The organism is Streptomyces sp. Ag109_G2-15 (assembly GCF_900215565.1).
Classification (GTDB): domain Bacteria; phylum Actinomycetota; class Actinomycetes; order Streptomycetales; family Streptomycetaceae; genus Streptomyces; species Streptomyces diastatochromogenes.
Genome location: NZ_OCNI01000002.1, coordinates 226,538 through 250,167 on the forward strand (window position 1 = coordinate 226,538; position 23,630 = coordinate 250,167).

Annotated in this window: 21 protein-coding genes and 1 pseudogene; 12 read left to right on the forward strand and 10 right to left on the reverse strand. The window is 70.2% G+C overall.

The window, feature by feature from the left end; all coding sequences use genetic code 11:
• Positions 1-122 precede the first annotated feature (122 nt).
• The 6 genes from CRP49_RS37535 (at position 123) to CRP49_RS37565 (ending at position 7,901) form a co-directional block, all read left to right on the forward strand.
• Complete coding sequence (locus CRP49_RS37535) at positions 123-644, forward strand: DUF485 domain-containing protein (RefSeq protein ID WP_097257891.1); 522 nt, start codon at positions 123-125, stop codon at positions 642-644.
• Positions 641-2,257: a cation acetate symporter gene (locus CRP49_RS37540; protein ID WP_097257892.1), complete on the forward strand. Its 1,617-nt coding sequence runs from the start codon at positions 641-643 to the stop codon at positions 2,255-2,257. The genes CRP49_RS37535 and CRP49_RS37540 overlap by 4 nt, the downstream gene beginning before the upstream one ends.
• Positions 2,258-2,485: 228 nt before the next feature.
• Positions 2,486-3,502, forward strand: a complete 1,017-nt coding sequence (locus CRP49_RS37545; RefSeq protein WP_257033757.1) for a GlxA family transcriptional regulator — start codon at positions 2,486-2,488, stop codon at positions 3,500-3,502.
• Positions 3,499-5,862, forward strand: a complete 2,364-nt coding sequence (locus CRP49_RS37550) for a thiamine pyrophosphate-binding protein (RefSeq protein ID WP_101924665.1) — start codon at positions 3,499-3,501, stop codon at positions 5,860-5,862. The genes CRP49_RS37545 and CRP49_RS37550 overlap by 4 nt, the downstream gene beginning before the upstream one ends.
• Positions 5,859-6,878, forward strand: a complete 1,020-nt coding sequence (locus CRP49_RS37560; protein WP_097257894.1) for a 3-oxoacyl-ACP synthase III family protein — start codon at positions 5,859-5,861, stop codon at positions 6,876-6,878. Before CRP49_RS37550 ends, CRP49_RS37560 begins: the two co-directional genes overlap by 4 nt.
• 3 nt (positions 6,879-6,881) lie before the next feature.
• Entirely contained in the window at positions 6,882-7,901 is a 1,020-nt protein-coding gene (locus tag CRP49_RS37565; protein WP_097257895.1) for a histidinol-phosphate transaminase, read from the forward strand.
• Here CRP49_RS37565 and CRP49_RS48520 read toward each other — a convergent pair.
• From CRP49_RS48520 to CRP49_RS47220, 3 genes and pseudogenes are all read right to left on the reverse strand, one after another.
• Positions 7,793-8,329: a SpoIIE family protein phosphatase gene (locus tag CRP49_RS48520; protein ID WP_306459793.1), complete on the reverse strand. Its 537-nt coding sequence runs from the start codon at positions 8,327-8,329 to the stop codon at positions 7,793-7,795. The two genes, CRP49_RS37565 and CRP49_RS48520, sit on opposite strands and share 109 nt — an antisense overlap.
• A pseudogene (locus CRP49_RS48525) lies at positions 8,322-8,621 on the reverse strand (PAS domain-containing protein); the annotation flags it as partial. The pseudogene CRP49_RS48525 and the gene CRP49_RS48520, both read right to left, overlap by 8 nt.
• Positions 8,622-8,766: 145 nt before the next feature.
• A complete protein-coding gene (locus tag CRP49_RS47220; protein WP_097257896.1) occupies positions 8,767-9,792 on the reverse strand; it encodes a CdaR family transcriptional regulator in 1,026 nt (341 codons plus the stop codon).
• Between CRP49_RS47220 and CRP49_RS37580 the strand changes: the two genes are divergently transcribed.
• Entirely contained in the window at positions 9,706-10,041 is a 336-nt protein-coding gene (locus tag CRP49_RS37580; protein ID WP_257033867.1) for an SDR family oxidoreductase, read from the forward strand. The genes CRP49_RS47220 and CRP49_RS37580 overlap by 87 nt on opposite strands.
• A 74-nt stretch (positions 10,042-10,115) precedes the next feature.
• Here CRP49_RS37580 and CRP49_RS37585 read toward each other — a convergent pair whose 3' ends face one another.
• Genes CRP49_RS37585 through CRP49_RS37605 form a run of 5 tightly spaced genes read right to left on the reverse strand, consistent with a single transcriptional unit; the run spans position 10,116 to position 14,995 of the window.
• Positions 10,116-11,393 carry an ABC transporter substrate-binding protein gene (locus CRP49_RS37585; protein WP_097257897.1) on the reverse strand — a complete coding sequence of 426 codons (1,278 nt, stop codon included), beginning with the start codon at positions 11,391-11,393 and terminating at the stop codon, positions 10,116-10,118.
• 5 nt (positions 11,394-11,398) lie between these two features.
• Positions 11,399-12,547 (reverse strand): branched-chain amino acid ABC transporter permease, encoded by a 1,149-nt coding sequence (locus CRP49_RS37590; protein ID WP_097257898.1) that lies wholly within the window; start codon positions 12,545-12,547, stop codon positions 11,399-11,401.
• Positions 12,544-13,425 (reverse strand): branched-chain amino acid ABC transporter permease, encoded by an 882-nt coding sequence (locus CRP49_RS37595; protein WP_097259233.1) that lies wholly within the window; start codon positions 13,423-13,425, stop codon positions 12,544-12,546. The genes CRP49_RS37590 and CRP49_RS37595 overlap by 4 nt, the downstream gene beginning before the upstream one ends.
• 5 nt (positions 13,426-13,430) lie before the next feature.
• Positions 13,431-14,240: an ABC transporter ATP-binding protein gene (locus CRP49_RS37600; protein ID WP_097257899.1), complete on the reverse strand. Its 810-nt coding sequence runs from the start codon at positions 14,238-14,240 to the stop codon at positions 13,431-13,433.
• Positions 14,237-14,995 carry an ABC transporter ATP-binding protein gene (locus tag CRP49_RS37605; RefSeq protein WP_097257900.1) on the reverse strand — a complete coding sequence of 253 codons (759 nt, stop codon included), beginning with the start codon at positions 14,993-14,995 and terminating at the stop codon, positions 14,237-14,239. Before CRP49_RS37605 ends, CRP49_RS37600 begins: the two co-directional genes overlap by 4 nt.
• Positions 14,996-15,184: 189 nt before the next feature.
• Here CRP49_RS37605 and CRP49_RS37610 point away from each other — a divergent pair, with 189 nt between their 5' ends.
• The 4 genes from CRP49_RS37610 (at position 15,185) to CRP49_RS37625 (ending at position 19,049) form a co-directional block, all read left to right on the forward strand.
• Positions 15,185-16,480, forward strand: a complete 1,296-nt coding sequence (locus CRP49_RS37610; protein WP_097257901.1) for a CdaR family transcriptional regulator — start codon at positions 15,185-15,187, stop codon at positions 16,478-16,480.
• A complete protein-coding gene (locus CRP49_RS37615) occupies positions 16,477-17,142 on the forward strand; it encodes a TetR/AcrR family transcriptional regulator (RefSeq protein ID WP_218893012.1) in 666 nt (221 codons plus the stop codon). Before CRP49_RS37610 ends, CRP49_RS37615 begins: the two co-directional genes overlap by 4 nt.
• 199 nt (positions 17,143-17,341) lie before the next feature.
• The gene (locus CRP49_RS37620; protein WP_306459794.1) at positions 17,342-18,223 is read left to right on the forward strand and encodes an alpha/beta fold hydrolase; all 882 of its coding nucleotides are present in this window, start codon (positions 17,342-17,344) and stop codon (positions 18,221-18,223) included.
• Between the two features lie 4 nt (positions 18,224-18,227).
• Positions 18,228-19,049 carry a hypothetical protein gene (locus tag CRP49_RS37625; protein ID WP_097257902.1) on the forward strand — a complete coding sequence of 274 codons (822 nt, stop codon included), beginning with the start codon at positions 18,228-18,230 and terminating at the stop codon, positions 19,047-19,049.
• 117 nt (positions 19,050-19,166) lie between these two features.
• Here CRP49_RS37625 and CRP49_RS37630 read toward each other — a convergent pair whose 3' ends face one another.
• Both CRP49_RS37630 and CRP49_RS37640 read right to left on the reverse strand, forming a co-directional pair.
• Entirely contained in the window at positions 19,167-20,465 is a 1,299-nt protein-coding gene (locus tag CRP49_RS37630; RefSeq protein WP_097257903.1) for a phosphatidylserine/phosphatidylglycerophosphate/cardiolipin synthase family protein, read from the reverse strand.
• Positions 20,466-20,905: 440 nt separating this feature from the next.
• Positions 20,906-22,591, reverse strand: a complete 1,686-nt coding sequence (locus CRP49_RS37640) for a DUF885 domain-containing protein (RefSeq protein ID WP_097259236.1) — start codon at positions 22,589-22,591, stop codon at positions 20,906-20,908.
• Between the two features lie 597 nt (positions 22,592-23,188).
• Here CRP49_RS37640 and CRP49_RS37645 point away from each other — a divergent pair.
• Complete coding sequence (locus tag CRP49_RS37645; protein WP_097257905.1) at positions 23,189-23,620, forward strand: response regulator transcription factor; 432 nt, start codon at positions 23,189-23,191, stop codon at positions 23,618-23,620.
• Positions 23,621-23,630: the final 10 nt, after the last annotated feature.

The window sequence follows — 23,630 nt, forward strand, 5'->3', positions numbered from 1 at the left end:
GAGCCGAAAACGTAACTCTCCGCAGGGTTATCGGCCATTCCAACCAGTCGGTATCGTGCGCCGCCACACCGATGCTTCACCGCCACCTCCCACGGATCCGAGCCGCACCGGAAGGCCACGCGATGACACACCCCGACGACAACCGGTACCCGCCGCCGGGATGGCCGCAGACCGAGCCCCATGGCCACGCCCCTCGGCGCGAGCCGTACGGGCGGGATCCATGGCAGGGGTCGTACGGAAACGACGCCTCGCAGGACACCTCGTACGGATACGACGCCCCTTGGTACGACTCTTACGGGCAATCCCCCCGGCGCCCACCGCACGCGCACGAACCCCATCCGCACGATGCCGACCTCGCCGCCCTCCGCTCGGCCTACCGAGTGCTCCGCCGGGTCTCCACGCTCACCGCGCTCGGCTCTTTCGTGGTGTACGTGGTGCTGTCCTGCTGTGCGCCGGACCTGATGGGTTCCAAGATCGCCGGGGAGCTGAGCCTGGGAATGGGCCTGGGGATCCTCCAGCTCGTCGTCACCTTCGCGGCCGTCCTCTGGTACGGACGCAGTGCGCAACACTCCGTGGACCCGCTGGCGCGGGCCGTCAGGGAGCGCACGGTCCGGCCGAGCCGGGATGCCGGGGTGGCGGGATGAACGACTTCGGCTCAGGGACGCAGGCGCTCGTCCTGGTCCTGTTCAGCACCCTGGTGACCCTCACGCTGCTGATGTGCGTGATGGCGGGACCGGACCGCGACGACCTGACGAACTTCTACACCGGCTACCTCTCGCTCACCCCCCTCAAGAACGGCCTGGCGATCGCCGGCGACTACATCTCCGCGGCCACGGTGCTGAGCACCACCGGCATCATCGCGCTCGCCGGATACGACGGTTACGTCCTGGCGGTCAGCACCGCCCTGTCGCTGGTGCTGCTGATGTTCCTGCTGGCCGAGCCGCTGCGCAACGCCGGCAGCTTCACCATGGGCGACGTCCTGGCCCGCAACATGCCCGGGCGGGCCGTCCGCATCGCCTCCTGCCTGGTGACGCTCTCGGCGACCCTCCCCTTCCTGGTCGTCCAGCTCTCCGGGGCCGGGTCGCTGCTCACCTTCATCCTGGGCATGCCGCACGAGGCCGGCGCCAGGACGACATGCATCGTCCTCGTCGGCAGCCTGATGATCATCTACGCGGCGATCGGCGGCATGCGGGGCACCGCGCTCATCCAGATGATCAAGATCGTGATCCTGCTCGGCACCAGCGTCACCGTCGCCGCCCTGGTCCTCAACCGCTTCGACTGGAGCCTCGGCGAGGTGCTCCGAGCCGCCGAGCGCGGCAGCGGAACAGGCCCGGCCTTCCTTCAGCAGGGCCTCCAGCTGGGCACGTCGGCAGGTGAACGGCTCGACTTCGCCAGTCTTCAGATCACCGTGATCCTCGGCGCGGCCTGCCTGCCGCACATCACGATGCGTCTGTACTCCGCGCAAGACGTGCCCGCCGTGCGCCGCTCCATGTCCTGGGCGGTCGTTACGGTCACCGCGTTCTGCCTGACGGTGATCATCATGGGTACGGGCGCGGCGGCCCTGGTGGGATCGCAGTACATCACCGCGACCGACCCGCACGGCAGGACGTCGGTGCTCATGCTGTCCAGGGCGCTCGGCGGCGGCGCCGGCTCCGCGGGCACGACGGTTCTCTACGCGGCCATGGCGGGCACGGTGTTCATCACCCTGCTGTCCTCGGTCGCGGGGATGACCCTGGCCGCGGCCTCGTCGCTCGCCCACGACCTGTTCGCCCATGCGCTGCGGCGGGAACGGGCGGCGGCGCGTACGGAGATGACGGTGGCGGCGTGGACGAGCGTGGCGGTGGGGACCGTTGCCATCCTGCTCTCCGCCCTGGTCCAGAACTGGGACGTCGGCGTACTGACCACGCTGGCGATCTGCATCGGGGCATCGGCCGTCGCCCCCGCGTTGACCTACTCCCTGTTCTGGCGCGGATTCACACGCACCGGCCTGCTCGCCAGCCTCTACGGGGGCACGGTCTGCGCGCTGGTGCTGATGGTCTTCTCCAGGGCCGTTTCCGGCACGCCGTCCGCCGTCTTCCCGCACGCGGACTTCGACTGGTTCCCCATGCAGTCCACCGGCCTGGTCTCCATCCCGTTCGGCTATCTCGCGGGCTGGCTGGGCAGCCGTCTGGACCACCGGCGCCGCGCCGCCGAGAGCCGCGAGATGCGGCGACTGTACGAGGAGAGCGAGGCGCGGCTCCTGGCCGCGGCCGAATGACCCGCGACGACGGGCGGCCTCGAAGCCGGAGGTGATGCGGAGGTAAGGGCGTCGGTGCGGCACACGGCCGCGCCGACGCCCTGTGAGCTGCCTCACCCGGCGCCGTCGGCCCGGGCGCACGAACTGCCTGACCAGACCCCCTCTTCGCCCTCCGGCAACAGCACGTTGGCCGGATCCGTCAGTAAACTGTCATTGCAGCCAGTGCCACGCCCGATACAGGGTGTGACCGTGTTGGAGCGACGTGTTGTTGTGGTGGTGTACACGGGCGCGATGGCCCTGGACATCACCGGACCGATTGAAGTGTTCGATACCGCGAACCGGCTCCTGGGTCCGTCGGGCACCCCCTACCGAACCGAGTTCGTCTCCGCCGACGCACCACTGGTGCGCATGAGTTCAGGAGTGGTGGTGGGGGCCTCGCCGCTGGAGGCGGGGCAGGGCCCGATCGACACGCTCCTCGTGCCCGGCGGATGGAGTCTCGACAACGCGCTCCAGGACCGGGCGCTCGTGTCCTGGATCGGCCGGGCAGCGGCCCGGTCGCGCAGAGTCGCCTCCGTGTGCGGCGGATCCTTTCTGCTGGCCGAGGCGGGCCTCCTCGACGGCAGACGCGCCACCACTCACTGGGCGTACAGCGAGGCGATGGCCTGCCGCTATCCGGACGTCACGGTGGACGCCGAGCCGATCTTCGTCTGGGACGGCCCCTTCGTGACCTCCGCGGGCGTGTCCACGGGCATCGACATGGCGCTGGCCCTGGTGGAGGCCGATCACGGTGCGGCGCTCGCGCTGGAGACGGCAAGGTTTCTGGTGCTGTTCCTCAAGCGGCACGGAGGACAGTCCCAGTACAGCGCCCTCCTCGACGCCCAGTTGGCCGACCATCCGCCGATCCGGGCAGCACAGGAGTGGATTCTGGGCAACCTGGACAACCCGCTGCCCGTGGCCGAGATCGCGCGGCAGGCCAACATGAGCCTGCGCAACTTCGCCCGGGTTTTCCGGCGCGAGGTGGGCACGACACCCGGCCAGTACGTCGAGCGGACGCGTATCGCCCGCGCACGCGAGCTGCTGGAAACCACGGACCTGACGATCAGCCAGATAGCGGGCCGCTGCGGATTCGCCGCTCCCGAGACGTTCTTCCGCTCCTTCGGACGAACCCTGGGACTCACCCCCAAGGAATACCGGCACCGCTTTCAGGTCATGTCGCCATCCGGCCTCATCGACCGACACCACAACGAGGGCAGGAGCCCCGTATGACCGACACGACCTCGGAGTTACGCGAGGCAGGAACGGTACGCCTGGTCGACTATCTGGCCGCGGAACTCGCCAGGGCAGGCGTCACCCACGTGTTCGGCGTCGGCGGCGCGAACATCGAGGACCTGTACGACGCAGTGCATCGCGGCGGCGCCGTCCGCGGCGTCGTCGCCAAACACGAGTTCTCCGCCGTCACCATGGCCGACGGATACGCGCGTACCACCAGGCGCCTCGGCGTCGTTGCCGCCACCTCGGGCGGTGGGGCGATGAACCTCGTACCAGGTCTGGCGGAGGCGTACGCCTCCCGGGTGCCCGTGCTGGCTCTGGTGGGCCAGCCGCCGACCGGCCAGGAGGGCCACGGGGCGTTCCAGGACACCAGCGGCAAGGCGGGCTCCTTCGATGCCCTGGAGGTCTTCGCCCCCGTCGCCCGGTTCTGCGCCCGCGTCACTGAAGCGGACTCGATCTTGGAGTTGCTGCCCCGGGCAGTGGCGGCGGCACAGGCCGATCCACGCGGACCTGCCGTGCTGCTGCTGCCCAAGGACGTGCAGCGGGCACAGATCCAGCTGCCCGACCGTGACGCGGCGCCGCCACCGGGCGTGCCGGCGCCACGGCTCGACATACCCGCCCTCACCGCCGTGTCGGATGCCCTTCGCCGGGCCGGCCGCGTCCTCGTCATCGCCGGTGAAGATGTCGCCGCCGCCAACGCCCGTACGGAGCTGGCCGAACTGGCCCGGCGCCTGGGAGCGTGGGTGGCGGTCACCCCGGACGCCAAGGACGTCTTCGACAACCGTGATCCCCGATTCGCAGGTGTGGCCGGGGTGATGGGCCACGCCAACGTCGAAGACTGCCTGCGGCGGGCCGACGTATGCCTGCTGGTCGGAAGCCGCCTGCCGCTCCTGGCCCGCGGCGGCCTTGACCAGGCCCTGGCCACCACCGAGGTCGTCTGCCTGGGCCCCGAACCGCCGTTCGTGGCAGGCACCGCACTGGGCGGGAACCTGCGGGACGCGCTGAGCGCGGTCATCACCCAGCTGCCGTCTCGCCCGCGTCCCTGCCCGCCGCACACCGGTCCCCTTCCCACACCCGTGCCGAGCCCGCTCTCCCGGACACGTGGGCGCACCATCCCCTATACCGAGGCGGTCGCCGCGGTGGAGGCGGCACTCCCCCACGACGCCCACGTCTTCGTGGACGCCGGCAACGCAGGGGCCAGCGCGGTCCATCTCCTCCCGGCACCGCGCCACGGCCGCTTCGTGGTGGCGGTCGGCATGGGCGGCATGGGCTACACCTTCGGTGCCGGTATCGGCGCCGCGCTCGCCACCGGCCGACGCACCTACGTCCTCGCCGGCGACGGGGCCTTCTTCATGCACGGGATGGAAGTGCACACCGCCGTGGAGTACGCCGCACCCGTGACCTTCGTGATCTTCAACAACAACGCCCACGCCATGTGCGCGCTGCGTGAGGAGCTCTTCCAGGGCGGTATCCGCAGCCACGACCTGTTCGCCCGGACCGACCTCGCCGCCGGGGTGGCCGCCGCCTTCCCGTCCCTGGAGGCCATAGGGGCCGAGGACGCGGCGCAGCTGCGCACGGCGCTCCTGCGCAGCAATGCGGGCGGCGGCCCGGCGTTCGTCGCAGTGGCCTGCGATCCACGGGAGATCCCCCGTTCCTTCCCTTCCAGTCCTTCACCGAAGCCACCGAGAGCAAGGAGGGTTCAGATGAGCGAGGAGTCGTCCACGTTGGCTGACATCCCCGGTCTGGTCCGGATCGAGAACGCCGGCAAGGAGGAACTGACCGCCCACTGCATGGAACTCACGCACGCGGTCTACCCCCACCATCAGGTCTACGGGCAGTACTGCACCATCCACGAGTACGTCGACTGCCCCCCGGAGCAGGCCTACGACTACCTGCGCCAGGGACACCATCTGGAGGAGTGGACCTGCAGCCTGCGGGACTTCGCGCCATCCGGCACACCGGGTCTGTGGGTCGGTCACGACAGGCTGGAGGACGACACCAGGATCTACTGCGAGGTGCGCGCGAACCCCGAGGCCATGACCGTGGACTACCACTGCTCCTGGGACCAGGGCGAGAAGCTGTGGATGATCTACCTGATGCGTGTCGTACCGGCCCGGCTCGTGCTCGACAAGCCGGGTTCGGTGATCACCTGGACCAACTGTCGGCACCCGTACTACGACGACAACCCGCACCCCGACCTGGCGCCCCGCCCGGACCGGCCCTGGGTGGGCGACTACTGGGACCTCTTCTACGCAGGGCACACCGTGGAGATGCACAACCTCAAGGCCATCCTGGAACACCGCCACCGCAACGGCCTGCCGGTCAGCGCGGCTCCGGCGAGGGCGGTGGAGCGGTGACCACGGTCAGCCTCACCGACGTCGCGAGCTACCTGCCCGGCGAGCCGGTCCCCGCGGAGTTCTACACGGACTTCCCCGGAGCCGAGGACAAGCTCCGCAACCACCCCATGTTCAAGGTCCCGCCGTTACGGCACCACGTGGCCAGGGACGAGACCAACGCGGACATGGTCGAGCGCGCCGTACAGCCCCTGATCGAACGGTACGGCGCGGCGGAGATCCGAGGCGTCGACGTGCTGTTGGTGCACAGCCAGTTGCCGGACCTGCCGTTCGTGGGCGCCGGAACCGAGGTGGCGCGTCGGCTGGGTCTGAACCCGGAGTGGCTCGTCGACGTGGCCAACGCGGGCTGCGCGTCCTTCGTGTACATGGTGAAGATGGCCCGGCAGATCCTCACCACCACCGATGCGAGGACCGCGCTGATCTGCAACGCTCAAAGTGCCGCGGGTCAGTGGTTCACCCAGTCCGAGGTGCGCAAACTCGCCCAGGCGGCGATCCCGGGCGACGGGTGCGGTGTGGGGTATGTGACGACGTCGGCACAGTCGCCGGTCCTCGACGTGGAGACCCGGCACATCGGCGAGTACGCCGGGGACATGACGGTGGCGGTCGACGACGGTCGCAAGTACTGGGAGCCGGGAGAGTCCCAGCTGCGGATCGGGTTCACCGACGCGAGCGTCGCCAAGGTCCTGGCCCGCGGGAACCGCCTCGTCCCCGAGGTGGTCACGGACCTGTGCCGACGGCTCGGCGTGGCGACCACCGACATCGACGTCCTCATCACGAACCAGCCCAACCGGACCTTCCTGCGGAACTGGCGAGAGGCGCTGCAGTTGCCGGCCGAACGGCACCTGAACACTTTCGATGCGTACGGGAACCTGTTCGGAGCGGCGATTCCGATCACCTTGGACCGCGCGATCAGCTCCGGGCAGGTGGAGGACGGTGACCTGATGGTGCTCGGGGGGTTCGCTCACGCGGGCGACTTCGCCGGTGCCGTCGCCGTCCGCTGGCACGGCGGACGGGACTGAGCGATGGACATCCCCGTGCTGCACCGACTTGCCCTGAACGAGAGCCCGTATCCCCCGCTGCCCTCGGTGCGCGAGGCGATGCAACGGGCCGTCGCACAGGCCCACCGCTACCCGCAGTTCTACCCCGACGACCTCACCGAGCGTATCGCCGCATGGTGCCAGGTGACCCCCGACCGTGTCGCGGTCGGCAGCGGATCGGTGGGCGTGGCCCTGCAGTTGCTCCAGGCAGTGGTCCGGCCCGGCGACACAGTGGCCTACGCCTGGCGCACGTTCGACGCCTATCCCCTGCTGACCGCCATGGTCGGCGCTCAACCCGTCGCCGTACCCCTGTCGCCGGACGGACACCAGGATCTGGGCGCCCTGCTCGCGGCGCTCGACCACCGCACCCGTGTCGTGGTGCTGTGCAATCCCCACAACCCCACCGGAAGCCTCGTCACCGCCGACGCGCTGTCGGCGTTCCTGCGTCAGGTCCCCCGACACGTCACCGTGCTCCTCGACGAGGCGTACGTGGAGTTCGCCCATCACACCGCCCTGCCGGATGCGCGCTCGCTCTTGGGCACACACCCCAACCTGTTCGTCCTGCGCACCTTCTCCAAGGCCTACGGCCTCGCCGCCCTGCGGGTCGGCTACGGACTCGGCGCCTGCGAGCTGGTGGAGCGGGTCCGTCGGCAGCAGCTGCCCTTCGGGATCAACACGGTGGCAACAGCGGCGGTGAAGGCCTCGTTGCAGGCCGACAGCGAGTTGCGCCTACGGGTGGACACCGTCGTCGCCGAACGCGAACGGCTCCGTCACGAACTCGTCGAACTCGGCTGGCACGTACGCCCCGGCCACGCCAATTCCGTCTGGCTCGCCGCGCCCGACCCGATCTACGAGGGCGCCGCGGCACTCACCGACGCCGGTGTCCAGGCGCGCCACTACCCCGGCGAGGGACTCCGGCTCACCGTCGGCAGCCGAAATGCCAACGACACGGTGCTCACCGCGCTGGCGGGCGTGCGCGCGCACCCGTGTGTATCGCGGGGGTGAAGCACACGGGTGCGGCGGCCGGGCAGGGAGGCAGGCTCCAGCGGCAGAGGCCAGGAAGCGACGTCGTCGCTGGGGCGCGAGGGCACGAGTGAGTCGACCACTGCTCGGCACGTCCGTTCCAGGGCGTCCGCGGGGCGGGTGAGCGCTGCGCCCAGCTTGGTCAGGGCGGTGTCGGCATCGATGTGGCGTTCGCCGATGACTCCGTTGGTGTAGAGGCACAGCAGGCTTGCCTCGGCCAGTTCGATCTCCCGGGCCTCGAACGGCAGCCCGCCCAGGCCGGGCGGTGGGCCGGCGGGCAGGTCGAGCGGAGCCACCTGTCCGTCCGGAGCGGTCACCCACCGGCGGCGGGTGACCGGCGCGGGCCACGGAGCAGCGCCCGGAGACCGGGTCAATCCACTCACGGACCCCGTCATCTCGTGAGAGCGCATGGGCCCTCACTCCCGTCTCCACGAGCCGCCCGTCCCGGTGCCGCAAGGTGAGCACGCCGAACCAGCCGCCGACTCTCCTGCAGCTCACCGCGGCCTCCGTGACAGCCGGCAGATCGCGAGGATCGACCAGGACCTCGATGGCCGGACGACCGATCACGGCCGTGTCCGGATGGCCGAGCAGGTCCTGGGCACGGCGGTTCCATCCGACCACGACTCCCCGGTCGTCGAGCACCGCCAGGGTGGCGAGGTGCAGGGCGAACGGATCTTCGTGGCTTTCGTTGAACTCCTTCATCCGCTGCTCCACCGGTCACCACCACGTTGTACTCGGTCACCGATGTTTCTGCCGCGGGTCCTGACCGCGGCCGGTGACCGGCCTGAGGGCGTCCGGGGCGGTGGCTCTGCGTTCCCGCATGCACGCTGACCTGCTGATGCCATGCTCATGCCGGACCTCGTGGAGGTGTCCCCGGCTCGCGCGCCGCCAGGGCCCAGCTGAGCTCCAGCGCGGTGTCCGGAGCGTCCAGGCTGGTGCCGGTCAGCTCCTCGAAACGGCGCAGCCGATAGCGGACGGTGTTGACATGGACGTGTGCGCTGAGGGCGACTGCGCGGATGTGCCGGCCCCTCTCCAGATATCCCCGCACCGACTCCTCGATGAGCGCGCCGAACTCCCCCTCCGCCTCCAGTGGGCGCAGATAGCGGTCGAGCAGCAACTCGGCGAGTTCCGGTTCGGCGACGACCGCCACCCGCCAGGACAGGTCGCCCAGGTCGTACACGCCGCGCAGACCGTACGCACGGGCGGCTTCCAGCATCCTGCCGGCGGCACGGCAGGAGCGGTGCGCCGCGGCCAGGTCCGTCGGCGGGCCGAGCCCCGCCGTCATCTCCAGGTCACCGGTCTCCGGCTTGGCCCCGACGACTCCGACGACAGCTTCGTCCAGCACGGTGAGCAACGGGCCGCGGCCGTTCCTGCGGCCGAGGGACTCCAGGGAGCGTTCCAGCGCGTCCGGACCGGCGTTGCCGTTCGCGACGGCTCTGATGGCCCGGTACGGCCGTGACGGGTCCAGTCCGTAGATCGCCGCACCGCTGTGGATCTCCGCCGCGCTCAGCGTCCCGTAGAGCAGTCCACGCAGGAAGTCGGCGCGGCGGCGGGCGTCGAAGAGGGCGGAGGCGACCTCCGCCTGCCGGTGGACGGCGGCGATCTGCAGGCTCGCGACGTCCGCGAGTTCCCACAGGCACTTGGTGCGGTCGACGATGAGGCCGGGGTCCAGCCCGCGTTCGGTCGCCTCGGTGATGAACAGATCCCGTATCGCGCTCAGCGCCCGGCGGAAGGCGCGGAGCCCGTCGCCGAGCGGCACGCCTCGGGCGGCCCGGTCGCGGGCCACATCGGCTTCGTCGAAGCCGTCCGGCGCGGGCACCACTCGCCAGCCTACGACAGCTCCAAGGCGGGCCTGTTCGGTCTCACCCGCCATGTCGCCAAGGAGGGTGCGCCGCGCGGGATCCGCGCCAACCTGGTCGTCCCGGGCCTGATCGACACCCCGATGGGCCGTGAGGCCTCGGCCCGGCGGGCGTCGCGGTCCACCTCGTTCACCCGCATACCGCTCGGCCGCCAGGGCACCGCCTGGGAGGTGGCCGAAGCCGTCACCTTCCTGCTCTCCGACCGCGCCTCCTACATCACCGGGCAGAGCCTGGTGGTGGACGGAGGGTTGAGCGCCGTCTGAGTACTCAGGCGCCTGCTGACGGGCGAGGGCGGTCCCCAGGGATCACGGCATCGACCGGGACCGCCCCCACCGGCTCACCTCGTCAGCGGGCCGAACTCCTTGCGGGTGTCCACCGGCTTGCCGAACAGCTGCCACCGCTCACCCTTGAACCTCATCAGCTGCATCGTCTCGAGCGGGAAGGCGTCCCCGTGGCCCGTGGACAGGGTGACACCGGGCAGCAGCAGTCCCACCCTCACGTCCTTCAGGTTGCGCACCGCGTCCCGCAGCCCCTCCCTGGTCGGACACTTCATCGCGTCCAGGGCCTTGTGCAGGCTCGAGGCGACGGCCCAGCCATAGGCGTTGAACTGGTTGGCCGGGTCGGCGTCCGGGGCGTACTTGTGCATGGCGTTCATGTAGGTCTTCATCTCGGGGTCGTTCGCCCACTGCGGGTCGGCGGGGTCCTTGAAGTACGTCGCTGAGACCACACCCTGCACGTTCTTGAACCCGACGGGCTGGAGCACGGCGGCTGACGAGGCCACGTTGTTCACGATGTGCAGCGGGTTCCACTTGGTGTTCCTGACGTCGGCGGCGAGGGCCTGGCTGCCGAACTTGGGGGTGGTGACGTCCAGCAGCACACCCGCCTTGGATCGGGACAGGCTCGCCATCTGCGCCGACACGGACGGATCGGTGACCTCGTAGCTCTCCTCGGCAACCACCTTGATGCCGCTGCCGGCAACGGCCTTCTTGAACCCGCCGAGCAGGTCCTTGCCGAAGTCGTCGTTCTGGTAGAGGACCGCCACCTTGGCCTTCGGCTTCTTGTCCTTGAGGTACTTGGCGTACACCCGGGCCTCGGCCACGTAGTTGGGCTGCCACCCGATGGTCCAGGGATGCTTGTCGTCCGTGCCCCAGGCGGAGGCGCCGGTGGCGACGAACGGCTGTGGCACCTTCTGCTTGTTGAGGTAGTCCCGGACAGCTGCCGTGGACGGGGTGCCCAGGGTCTGGAACACGGCGAAGACCTTCTCCTGCTCGACGAGTCTGCGGGCCTCCTCGACCGCCTTGGGCGGCTGGTAGCCGTCGTCGCGGACGATGAACTGCACCTTGCGGCCGTCTATGCCGCCCTTGTCGTTGACGTACTTGAAGTAGGCGGCCACGCCCTTGCTGATCGTGCCGTACGCGGACGCAGGTCCTGACAGCGGGTAGATCCCGCCCAGCTTGATGGTCTTGTCGGTGATGCCGGTGGTCTGCTGACCCTTGCACGCGCCACCGGCGGTGGTGGACTGGTCGTCCTGCCCTCGCTGGCTGCTGCAGGCGGTGGCGGTGAGCAGGGCGGCGGTTGCGGCCGCAGCCGCCCGCAGAGCGGTCGTCTTGCGCATGTGGTTCATTCCTTTTCCGTGCGGGGCGGTGCGCCCACGGGTTCGGCGTCGACAACTGCGGAGTCCGCAGGGGTGAGGGTCGTGGCGGGTCGGCATCCCGCCTGGGACTTCGGTTCCGCCTCGGGCACGGAGTCCGCTTCGGGCGTCCGGTCGAGGGCGGCGGTGGTGCGGGGCAGGCGACGGGAGACGGCGCCCAGGACGCGGCCCGGCAGACCGGCCAGTCCCGTAGGGGCCACGAACATCACCGTGATGATCAGCAGCCCGAACACCACTCCCGGTGCCGCCTCGCTCAGGTCCTGCGACACGCTCGGCACGTACATCACGAACGCCGCGCCCAGCAGGGGTCCGTACAGCGAGGCGAGCCCCCCGACGACCAGGCCGGCCAGCAGGGTGATGGACAGAACGAAGCTGAAGGAATCGGGCGAGACGAAGCCGATCACCCAGGTGTACAGACACCCGGCGACACCCGCGAACATCGCGCTCCACGCGAAGGCGAGGGTCTTGTGCAGCGACAACCGCACTCCCATGACCTCGGCGGCGCTCTCGTTGTCACGCACGGCGAGCAGTGCCCGGCCGACCCTGGACCGCAGCAGGTTGCGGGCGAGCAGCAGGGCCACCGCGGTGACGGCGAGGACGACGAAGTACGTCCACTGGTCCTCGGCCAGTCCGCTCCACGCGGGCGGCTGCAGCTTGTCCACGGTCAGGCCCATGGAACCGCCCGTCACCGGTTCGAGCCGCTTGAGCAAGGGCGGCAGGAACACCGCGAACGAGAGGGTGACCAGGGCCAGGTACAGGCCGCGCAGCCGCAGGGCGGGCACTCCGAACCCGAGGCCCAGCAGGAAGCATCCGGCGGCCGCGACCGGCAGCGTGGCCAGGTGGCCGGAGTCGTACCGGTCGAGCATGACCGCCGCCGTGTACGCCCCCGCCGCGAAGAACGCGCCGTGCCCGAGCGAGATCTGCCCGCCGAAGCCGACCAGCAGGTTCAGCCCGGCCAGCGCCACGGCGTACAGGAGCACCATGGTCAGCTGGAAGACCTGGAAGGGGGCGAAGTAGAACGGTGCGCCGACGGCGGCTGCCGCCGCGAGCAGGACGGTGAGCGCGGCCCGCGGCCGCCGGGCCCGGTCGGTGCCGAGCGCCGCTGTGATGGTGTTCATGCGCGCTCCACCGCCGCCCGTCCGAACAGGCCCTGGGGCCGCACCAGCAGCACCGCCAGAATGATCACCAGGGGGACGCCCACCTTCAGATCGGCACCGATCACGCCGACGTACGCCCCGGTCAGCGTCTCGGCGACGCCCACGAACAGGCCGCCGACGACCGCACCGACCGGGCTGTCGAAGCCACCGAGGGTGGCCGCGGCGAATGCGTAGATCAGCACCCCGCCCATCATGTTGGGCTCCAGGAACAGCACCGGGGCGACGAGCACACCCGACACCGCGCCCACCGTCGCGGCCAGCCCCCAGCCGAGCATCAGCACCCGTCCCACCCGGATACCCGACAGCCGGGCGGAGGCCGGGTTGCAGGCGACCGCCCGCATCACCAGGCCGATGGAGGTGTGCTGGAACAGCAGATACAGCACGCCCATCACGACGGCCACCACACCGATGATCCCGAGCGTCGACCAGTCCACGCGCACCCCGGCCAGGTCGAGCCCGCCGTCGGGGAACGGCTGCGGGAAGTCCTTCACGGTGAACGACCAGATCAGGCCGGCCAGCGCGTTGACGAAGATGAACAGGCCGACCGTGACGATGACCACCGTCAGCTCGGGCGCGCCCTGCACGGGGCGGATGACGATCCGCTCGACCAGCATGCCGCCGGCGAAGGACACCGCGAGGGTGACCGGCAGTGCCAGCCAGAACGGCATCCCGGACGCCACCAGCTGCCAGGCGACGTACGTGGAGAGCATGGCCAGCTCGCCCTGCGCGAAGTTGACGATCCCCGTGAACCGGTGGATCAGCACCAGGGCCAGCGCCAGGCTGGCGTACACAGCGCCGGAGCCCAGTCCTTCCACCACTTGCTGGAGAAGATCGGTCACGGCGCTCACCCGGTCTTCCGGGAGCGGACGGAGACGCCGAGGTACACCTCGGCGACCTGCCCGTCCTCGCGGATCTGTGCGGCCGGTCCGGACAGCACCAGGCGGCCGGCCTCCAGTACGTGCGCCCGGTGCGCGATGTCCAGCGCCAGCTGGGCGTTCTGCTCGACGACGACCACGGTGGTGCGTTCCTCCTCGTTGACGGCACGGACGATCTCGAACAGCTCGCGCGTGACCAGCGGCGCGAGACCCAGGGACGGCTCGTCCAGGAGCAGCAGCGAGGGCCGCAGCATCAGCGCCCTGCCGATGGCGAGCATCTGCTGCTCCCCGCCGCTGAGGCTGCCGGCGGCCTGACGCGACCGCTGGCGCAGTTTGGGGAAGTAGTCGTAGATGCGTTCCAGGTCGGCGGCCACGGCCGCACGCTCGGGGCGGTCCCGCCACCGGGGGCCGGTGCGCAGGTGGGCGCCGATGCGCAGGTTCTCCTCGACGGTCAGGTCGTTGAAGGTGCCCCGGCCCTCGGGTACGTGCGCCACGCCGAGCCTGGCGGCCTGTTCGGGCGAGCGGCCCAGCAGTTCCGTGCCGTTCAAGGCGACCGAGCCGCGGCCGCCGCGGACCATGCCGCTCAGCGCACGCAGCGTGGTGGTCTTGCCCGCGCCGTTGGGTCCGAGGATCGCGCACACCTCACCGCGGGCGACGGAGAAGTCGAGGCCCTGGAGCACGCGGGCCTGGCCGTATCCGGCGTGCAGGCCGGAGACCTTCAGGAAGTCCGGCTGCGCACTCGCCTCGGCCTCGGTGCGGTCGGTGGTGGGCTCGCTCATGCGGCCACCCCCAGGTACGCCTCGATGACCGCGGGGTCGCGCTGGATCTCCTCCGGCGAGCCCTCGGCGATCTTGCGGCCGAAGTCGAGGCAGACCACCTTGTCGCACAGGCCCATCACGAACCCCATGTGGTGTTCGACCACCACGAGCGTGACGTCGAACTCCTGGCGCACCGACCTGACCAGATCCGCGAATTGGCCGACCTCGCCGTGGCTGAGCCCGTTGACGGGTTCGTCGAGCAACAGCAGCCGGGGCCGTACGGCGAGCGCCCGCGCGAGCTCGACGCGTTTGAGTGTGCCGAACGGCAGCCCGGAGGCGGGGTGGTCCGCGACGTCCGCCAGGCCGAGCCGCCGTAGCAAATCGTCCGCCTGGTCACGTAGTTCCCTCTCCTCCCGCCGGACGCGGGGCAGCCGGAGCGCCGCGGCGAGGTGTCCGGTGCGCCCCCGGCTGTGGGCGCCGACCATGACGTTCTCCCGGACCGTGAGCCGCGGGAACAGGCCCAGGTTCTGGAAGGTACGGGCGATGCCGCGCCCGGCCACGGCGTGCGGAGGGAGGACCAGCAGGTCCTCGTCCTCGAACCGCATGCCTCCCCCGTTGGGAGTGCAGCGCCTGGTGAGGCAGTTGAACAAGGTGGTCTTGCCGGCTCCGTTCGGCCCGATGAGCCCTACGGCGGTGCCCGGCTCGACGGTGAACGCGACACCGTCCAGTGCCGTGATCCCGCCGAAGAGCACGGTGATACCGTCGACCGCGAGCATGAGTGACGCCCCTTCCGACGTGCTGGGGGGGTGGGCGAGCGTCACAGTAGGTGCGGGCGTTCCAGGCACACATTGGGTGTGAGCACCCAACTTCTCGGTCGCCGAACTGTGCGCCGCGCACAGGTGCCGGGAGATGTCTCACACCGAGCCTGTTGACGGAGCACTAGGCGGACGGCGACGATCGGCGCCATGCCTCGCGGTCCTGCCCTGGGCACTCCCCAACTCTCCGAACCGCTCCGCCGCGAGCGGTGGCGGATCCTGCACGCCGTCCACGACCGGGTCGAGGAGGTGGCGGAGACCGCCGTCGATGTGATGCGCGCGGAGATCCCGTCGTACGCACTGCAGGACGAACGGTTCTTCGACGAGGTACGGGAGCAGGTGCTCGAGCACTACCGGATGCAACTGGCGGCGCTGGCCGGCGACCGCGACATCGCTCCCGAGGACCTGGTCTTCAGCCGCGCGGCAGCCATGCGCCGAGCACGCGCGGGGTTCGCCCTGGAGGACTGGATCAGTGCCTTCCGGGTCGGCCGACAGGTGATGTGGGACGCGCTGCTGGACTGCGCGGGCACCTCCGCCGAGGCCCAGCAGGCCGCGCTGTCCCTCGTCACCCCGCTGATGCGGTACGTCGACTACGCCAGCACCCATGCCGCGCAGGCATACGTCGAGTACCAGCAGCACGTGGTGGCGGACGCGGACCGGGAGCGCCGGGATCTCCTGGACCAGCTCCTGGCCGGCGTGGTGCCGACGCGCGGTCCGCTGTTCGCCGCGGCGCAGGCGTACGGCATCGGACCGCGCTCGCCGATGATGGCGGTCGTGGCGGTGTGTGTCGGCGACACGCGCACCGGGGACCTCACCTGGGCCGAGAACGGGTATGCCACCAGCGCGTCGATCAGCGTCGCCGGGCCCTGGGCCGGCAGGACCCTGGTCGTCGTGCGCCACGGCGAGGTGGTGGCCGTGCCCGTGGTCCGGGCCGGCATGAACGCAGAAGACATATGCGCCCACTTCGAGGCCGTGCAACAGCGGCTCGCGCGAGACGGAACCATGCTTTCCATGGGGATCAGTACGGTCGCGCAGGGCGCGTGCGAACTGCCGCGCGCCTACCAGGAGGCGCGTGCCGCTCTCGATCTGGTGCCGAGCGAGGGCGGGGTGGCGGCGCTGCCGCGGCTGTCACCGTTCGACTACCTGGCGCTGCGCGCCGACGACCTCGCCCGCCAGCTGGTCGATCCCCGCGTGCGTGTGCTGCTGGAGGAGGACCACAGGCGTGGCGACACGCTGGCCGCCACCATACGGGCCTTCGCGGAGGCGGACCTCAATCTGCGGCTGGCCGCCGACCGGCTGCGGGTGCACCACAACACGGCGCACTACCGGTTGCGACGGATCGAGGAACGCACCGGCCGCAACCCGCGCCGGATCGCCGACCTCCTGGAACTACTGGTCGCCCTCGCCATCCGCGACGGTGCCGGGGAAGGTGGGGATTGCCAGTGAGCGGCACGGTGGAGTCCGCCGGGACCGAGTCGGCGCGTCAGCTGCCGGGCGGGCAGGGGGGAACGGGTCTGCCGGAGGGGCGCGCCGGGCAGAGCCGAACGGTCCGGCGTGCGCTGCTGGACGCCGCGCTGGAGGTGTTCACCGAGCGCGGCTACACCGACGCCGGTCTCACCGAGATCGCGGCGCGCTCCGGCATCCCGGTGGGCAGCCTCTTCCAGCACTACGGCGGAAAGCGAGGGCTTTACCTCGCCCTGTGGGAGGAGTTCCGGGAGGAGCAGGAGCGCCGGACCGCGGCCACGCTGGCCGCCGAGCGCAATCGTGGTGTGGACGATCCCATCGCCCTCTTCGTGGCGGGGGCCAGGGCGTATCTGGAGGGTGCCTGGGACAACCGGAGGCTCGGCAGACTCCTCGTGGAGGACGACGGCCCCGCGGGCTTCGACGCGCTGCGCCGCCAGTGGGACCGCGCATGGGTACGGCGCAACGCCCGGCTGCTGGAGGTGGACGAGCGGCGACGCGCCGGCCGGGTCCGGGTGAGCGTGCTGACCACCGTCATCGGAGGGGCGGCGCGCGAGCTGGGCGACTGCGGGGACGAGACCGAGGCCCGGGAGATCGTGGACGAGGTGTGCGGCATCCTGATCCATCTGTCGGCACCGCCCGGCTGAGACGCCCGGCGAGGGCGACGCCGATGCCGACTCCCTGCCTGAATGGGCTTGCGTCACCGAGCAGTTGCCCGCGGTCCAGCACCATCGCGGCGTCATCTTCAACCAAGTACCGCCGTTGCCGGAATGCGCATGCTCGCGGTCTTGACAGTCCGTTCTTTCACCTGAAGGCTACCGACCAGTTGGTATGGAGAGGTGGATCGTGACTGAGCTGAGCATCTCCACCGGTGCGGGCGTGTTCGACGCGATTGTGTCGGGCCCGCCCGAGGGCCGCCCGGTGCTGCTGCTGCACGGCTTCCCGCAGACGGGGCTGGTGTGGGAACGGCAGATCGCGTCGTTGGCCGCGCACGGCTACCGGGTGGTGGCGCCCGACCAGCGTGGGTACTCCGTCGGCGCCCGCCCTCAGCGCCCCGAGGACTATCGCATCGGCCTCCTCGTCGACGACGTGGTAGCGATCACCGAGGAACTGGGCTGGCCGGAGTTCGACGTGGTCGGCCACGACTGGGGAGGTGCGGTGGCCTGGTGGACCGCTCACTTCCACCCCGGCCGTGTACGCACCCTGACCGTTGTCTCGACCCCGCACCCCGCCGCTCTGGCCACCGCCCTGCGCACCGACCAGGATCAGCGCGAGCGCTCGCATTACATGATCGACTGGCGCGAGACACCCGCGACCGAGGAGCGCATGCTCGCTCACAATGCCCAAGAGCTTCGCGACCTCTACGCCGGAAAGGTTCCGCAGGACAATGCCGAGGCCTACGTACGGCACCTGTCCCAGCCGGGCGCTCTCACCGCGGCGCTGAACTGGTACCGGGCCGGCCGCCCCGACGGGGCGATCGGCGTCATCGACGTGCCCACGCTGTACGTCTGGAGCACGGAGGACAGCGCGTTCGGCCCGGCGGCCGCACAGGAGACCGGGCGGTGGGTCAACGGGCCGTACCGGTGCGAGATCCTCCAGGGCGTCAGCCACTGGGTCCCCGAGGAGGCACCCGAAACGCTGAGCCGACTGCTGCTCGAACACCTACGAGCGCACGGCGAGTACGGAACCGGAGCGCATACCCCGCTCGTCGACTCCCCGAACAGGTGACCGCATGAAGACAGCACGTGCGGCCTGGCGCCGCCTCGAGCCGGTACACGGCATGATCTACTTCGTCCCCGAGGCAAGGCGACGGTACGCGGACCTGGGACTGAGTGGACGCGCCGGGTACTTCGCCTCCCGCGGCGCCGCCTTCGGCCGGGCATCCGCCGAGCTGATCATCTCGACCTTCTACAACTTCAACCCCGCTTTCGTACGGCAGGCGGTCGACGGGGCCTGGGACGCGACGACGCCGCAGCAGGTTCTGGACGCGCGGTACGCCGCGGCGGGCGAAGCCCTGCGGCGGGCGGGAATCCACGAGCTGCCCGACCTGGACGAGGTCCTGGCGCTTACCCGCCGGGCCGCCGAGGCGGCCGGCGAACACGGGCAGGGTCGCCCGCTGTTCGCCGCGCATGCCGCACTGCCCTGGCCGGAGGAGCCGGTGGTGCAGCTGTGGCACGCCCAGACGCTGCTCCGGGAGTTCCGTGGAGACGGCCATGTCGCGTGCCTGCTGACCGAGGGCGTCGGGGGCCTGGAGGCCCTGATTCTGCACGCAGCCACCGGTGAGGTTCCCGTCGACCTCCTCAAGGCCAGCCGCGCATGGCCCGCGGAGGAGTGGGCCGGCACCCGGGAGCGCCTGCGCGAGCGAGGCCTCCTCGACGGCGACTCCCTGAGCCCGGAAGGCCTGCTCCTGCGCCGGCACATCGAGGACCGCACCGACCGTCTGGCACTTCCCGCCTACGCCGCCCTGGGTGACGCCGGTTGTGAGCGTCTCGCCGAACTCGCCAGCCCCTACGGCCGCGCCGTCGTCGAAGCGGGCCTTCTCAAGCTCCGCTGACCGGGCCTTTCCCCCTCCGCCTGTGGTGGCCCGTCTACGGCCTCAGCGCACCGATCGGCGGACCCGGCCTGCCGGTGATCGTCGACATCGCCGGTGAACCCGGCCGAGGAAGCCTCGTCAACCGCCGCAGGCAGCGCGAATCCTGTAAAACGTGCTCAGGTACTTCGAGTGGTAGGACGCGCCGGCGATCCGTACGAGCGCCTCGTCGGCCGAGCGCAGCGACGACCCGGTCAGATTGGCGCTGCCCGTGTAGACGCGCGGTGTGGTGTCGCCGTTGTAGTACCCGTCGATCAGGAGCTGCTTGTTGTGCGGACGGACGTCGATTCCCGGGCCGTTGGGAATGCGGCACCTGCGGTACTGGATGCCGGCGGTGTTCAGCTTGGTGGTGATCGTGCTGTCGCTCTCGGCGTAGATGATGTCGATCCAGCAGCCCCTGCCGCGCAGCTGGGCCAGCTTGTCGGCGACCTGGACGCGCGAGCGGTAGAAGCTGTACATCACGATGCGGATGTCGCTTTGGTGCCGTAGCCCGTCCGTGCCGGTGTAGGCGCAGCTGATCTGGTTCAGCGCATTGACGACGGTGTCGGTGGCCGGGTTGTAGTACGAGGTGTCACCGCGCGGGAAGAAGAAGGCCCGGTAGGTCGAGCCGGTCGGGGTGGCGAAGTACGCGTTGTTGTCGCCGCGTGCGAGGGTGCGCCCGTACCGGAGCTTCTCGTGGTACGAGGCGTAGCCGTCGTAGACGGCGGCGTTCGCGAAGGTCACGGCGTCGTTGAAGGACTCGACCTTGTACCAGTCGGAGAGGTTCGAGGAGGTCTGGAAGACGACCTTCGGGTAGCTGGTGCCGTCGTCGAAGGGCCCGATCCTCGAGAAGATGAAGAACTTGTTGTGGTTGTAGGCCGGTTCGGGCGGAGCGACGCTCAGGCAGCCGCGCTGGACGTCATCCACGCCGTCGGCGTCCTCGAACCTGTCGTCGCAGACGACGATCCAGGAGCGGGCGGCGTCATTGGTTCCGAGCCCTGCTCTGAGGGACTTGTAGGCCGGATTGGCGTACTCGGCGCCGTTACCCCCGACATAGGTCGAGTCATCGACGATGAGCTTGACGTTGACGCCGCGCTGGTGGGCGGCGAGCAGCGCGTTGGCGACCTCCTGGTCCTGGAACTCGTACATCGAGCCGCGGATCTGCGCCCCGGCGGGCGTCGCGGCGATCAACCGAACGAGCTGGGTGAAGATTGCCTTCTGCTGCGTCGGCGTGCCCAGCGGGTCGTTGAACACGGGCCCGTTGACGATCGGCTTGGTCAGCGCGGCGGCGGGTGTCGCGCTGCCGAGGAGGAGGGCGGCCACCAGGTGCAGGACGACGGCGATGGGCGGCAGCGTACGGAGGTAGCGGGCCGCACGCGGGCGCACAATCGAACGGGTCATCTTCGCCTTCCTTGAGGTGAGTGCACGGGCGATTCAGGCATGAACAGCGCGGTCGGTCGGCGAAGGGCATGGCATGGGCGGGCAGAAAGATCACGAGAAGCGGCAAGATCACTTTGCGTCGTAGGGTCCAGTAGGCCACTGGAGGCCAGGCATTCGGGGCATTCGGCGAGCCGGGCCCTGCACGCCTACCTCCGATGGCGCAATGCCAACGACCGCCACCGCGACGTCCTGGTCGCCGAGCGCGAGGAACACGCCCGGATCCAGGGTGAGATCGAAGCCGAGGTGCACGGCTCGGCCCGGTGAGGGTGAGGCTCACAGATCCGGCGCCGCGGCCGTCGCCACCCCCGACCGCTCGCGCCTGTTCAGCCAGGCCGCTCCGCGATGGGAGCCCCAGGGTTGGGGTATTCGCTGTAGACGGTGCCGTGCCGCCCCCAACCCCGTTACAGCGACGCGAGGTTGTCGGCCAGGTCAGCGAGGCCGAGAGAGCCCTGGGCGAGCGCGTTCGTGTGCCAGGTCCACAGGTCGAAGCTGGTGCCGAGGCGTCGGCGGGAGGCGTCGCGGCCCTGCAGCCAGGCGCGCTCTCCGAGCTTGTAGCCGATGGCCTGGCCGGGCCAGCCGAGGTATCGGTCGATCTCGCTGGTGCGGCGGGCGGTGTCGCTGCCGTGGTGGGCGGCCATGAACGCGGTGGCGAGGTCCGGGGTCCAGCGCTCGCCGGGGTGGAAGCCGAAGCCGGCGGGGATGGCGAGTTGCAGGTGCATGCCGATGTCGACGATCACGCGGATGATCCTGAGCATCTGCTTGTCGAGGTAGCCGAGGCGGCGGGCGGGGTCGGTGAGAAAGCCCAGTTCGTCCATCAGACGCTCGGCGTACAGGGCCCATCCCTCCTTGTTGGCGCTGACCGCGCCGAGGGTGATCTGGTAGCGGCTGAGGCCGCCTGCCGCGGCAGTCCATCGGGCGGTCTGCAGGTGGTGCCCGGGGACGCCCTCGTGGTACCAGGTGCTGACGATCTGCCAGGTGGGGAAGGTCTGTTGGCCCAGCGTGGGCAGGTAGGTGCGCCCGGGGCGGCTGAAGTCGAGGCTGGGACCGGTGTAGTAGGGGGCGCCTGAGCTGCCCGGGGGCGCGATTCTCGTCTCGACCTGGCGGAGCGGGCCGGAGATGTCGAAGTGGGTGCCGTCCAGGGCGTCGATCGCCTCGTCCATGACGTTCTGGAGCCAGGCGCGGATGTTCTCCTCGCCCGCGATGGCATGGCCGTACCGGTTCAGGTGGTCCATGGTCTCCCGGACGGTCGCTCCCGGGAGGATCCGGCCGGCCTCGGCCCGCATCTCGGTGGCCGTGCGGTGGAACCCTTCCCAGGCCCAGGCGTAGGCCTCGGCAGGGTCCAGGTCGGTTCCGTTGGCCCAGCGGGCCGAGCGGAGGTAGCGTTCGCGGCCGACGGCGTCCGGGGTGCCTTCCGCGGCGGGCAGATAGGTGCCGTGCAGCCAGTCGCGGAAGCCGGCCACTGCGGCCGTCGCTCGTTCGGCGGCGGCGTCCAGCTCAGGCCTGAGCCGGTCCGGAGCGCCGGCCACGAACTCGGCGAACCAGCCGGCACCGCCGACGTCCTGGCCGGTCCAGGCAGCGAGCTGCCCGATGACGGCCCGGGCCTGGCGGGGCGCGCACAGCAGATCGCGTGCGATGCCCTCGGTCAGGGTCGCCCGGTAGCCGTCCAGCGCTCCGGGCAGGTTGCGCAGCCGCCCGGCGACGGTGGCCCAGTTCTCTTCGGTGTCGGTGGGCATGAGGGTGAACATGCGCCGCACCTTGTGCAGGGGCGAGCTGACGTTGCGCAGCTCGCGGACATGGTCACCGGCCTCATACAGGGCGAGTTCCGAGGTCAGTCTCTCCCGCAGCAGCCGGGCACAGTTGCGCTCGGCGTTCTCGAACTCCATGCCGTCCTTCTCGGTGGCATCGAGCGCGCAGAGTGTTCGCCGGGCCAGTTCGGCGAGGGCCTCGAAGCCCTCCGGTGACAGGTCCGGCTGCCGGTCGTCCTCGGGGTGCAGCCCGAGTCGGGTCGCGGTCCTGGGGTCGAGGGCAGCGACCTGCGCGACGTGGTCGTCGGCGATCCGGCGCGGGGTGCTCGGCTTGTCGCACATGTCCTTCATGCTGTCGCACCACCGCCGATGGTGTCAGCTGCCAGCAGTCGGCTTTCAGCCGCTTTCGGACAGTTTGGATCGCCTGCCTGCACGACCAGCTGGGACTCCGGGGAAACCCCTCGCTTCACCAGTGCCCGCGATCACGTCGGCCGGGTGCTACGCCCAGAGCAACACCCCGTTCCTGTCGTGCGGCCAGGCGGCGAAGCCCCTCTGCTGAGGGGCTGTCAGGCTGTGCGGTCCATTTCACGATGTGCGAGTCGTCGTAGAGAGCCCGCAGTTGGGGGGCAGGACCAGGGCGGCTGGTGAGCCCACCTGCGGTGTTGCGTTCCCTACATTTCCTATCGATTTACTAGGAAACCGTTGACGGCCCGCCCGGCGGGTGCGCAGGATGATGCACATGGCCCACACGCAGCAACGACTTGTTCGTCGTCGGCATGTCGACTTTGGTCACGTCGTCAGCGCCGCCTGCTGTCGCCTGTAGGGCACGCGGCTCACACGCCGCGCGTACCACTCCGCTCCTTCTCTCTCCTCCCAGGCGATCAGGCGAACCCACCCACCGCGCCTGACGGCCCGACGTACTTCTGAAGGACGACCGCCATGACCACGGCACTTCCGGCCCAGGCCACTCCATCGGATTCACCACTCCCCGACATGCGCCACCTCCGCCTCGTGGGCGACACCGCGCAGAGCGGCACGCCAAGGACGTCGCACGGCCGGAGAGTCGATCACGCGCGACATGTCGCAGAAGTGAACGGACGTGAACTCGGCCTCACCTACCTGGAGTTCGGGCTTCCGGCCCATCTCGTTCTGCACCCCCACCAAGTGCACTCGCGTGAGCAGCTGATGGCCGGCACATGGGGCTACGGCCACATCGGCGACGGTCGCACTGCGGATGTCCACATCGCGCGGCTCCGCCGCAAGCGGGGCCCGGATCACCGGCACCGGATCGTCACCGTACGGCGGGTGGGCTACAAGTACGTGCCCGACCAGCAAGAGAGTCCCAACACCGCGCCTTGCCGCCGACCTTGAGGGAGACCAC